This is a genomic window from Mesorhizobium sp. M0047 (genome assembly GCF_040323315.1).
Lineage (GTDB): Bacteria > Pseudomonadota > Alphaproteobacteria > Rhizobiales > Rhizobiaceae > Mesorhizobium.
In genome coordinates, this window is the sequence record NZ_JAMYUW010000115.1 from 1 (window position 1) to 726 (window position 726).

Here is a 726-nt window from a genome sequence, read left to right on the forward strand (position 1 = left end):
CCCGCTTTTTCTCCCCGCTTTCGACGCGCGTTTCCATTCCCATCGTCCGACGTGTCGCGCTCGGAACCTATCCGCCTTACGCAGATTGAGTCTCGCACACTTTGCAGTGCGATAAACCTTTTGTGCATTGCACAATTTTTGATTTGCCACTAACCTTAAACAGTCGGCCGTCTACTCCTCCCAGATGAGACCCGACAACCCGAAAGCGGTGCACCTCCTCCCGCACCGTCTTCGAGATCGAGCCCGCTGCCACCTCCTCCCGGCAGCGGGCTTTTTTATTGAATGGCCCGCGCCAAAAAAGCCCTTGACCAGCAAGGCAGGCTCATTCCGCAGCCACGGAACCTACCGCCCGCGCGAGGGTTGAAGATGGTGGCGGCGAAGCGTCGTTTGTCCCTCAACGGCGATGTCGGATCAGTTCCTAATTCGCCGCCACACCAAAATCTCTATTCCGTGCCGGATCGTTCCGAAGCACCCCGCGTTTAGGGGAAAACCCGCACGGAGGAATCACGATGGGCGACGATCGGCACCAAAAAATTCAGCAACGAGCCTATGAAATCTGGGAACGCGAAGGCCGGCTGCAGGGCGACCAGGACAGACATTGGCACACAGCCGCGCAAGAGATTGATCGCGAGGAGCAATTGCAGGTCGGCCAGGCGGTCACCGAACCAAGCTCTGTCGGAGCGACGGTGTTGTCGAGAAGAGCCAAGAAGCCGAAGCGTGGCGAAG

Annotated in this window: 1 protein-coding gene; it reads left to right on the forward strand. The window is 58.4% G+C overall.

The features are described from left to right. Nucleotides 1–509: 509 nt before the first annotated feature. The coding region (locus NKJ89_RS35625) for a DUF2934 domain-containing protein (protein ID WP_352609081.1) at nt 510–726 on the forward strand (217 nt) is incomplete at its 3' end.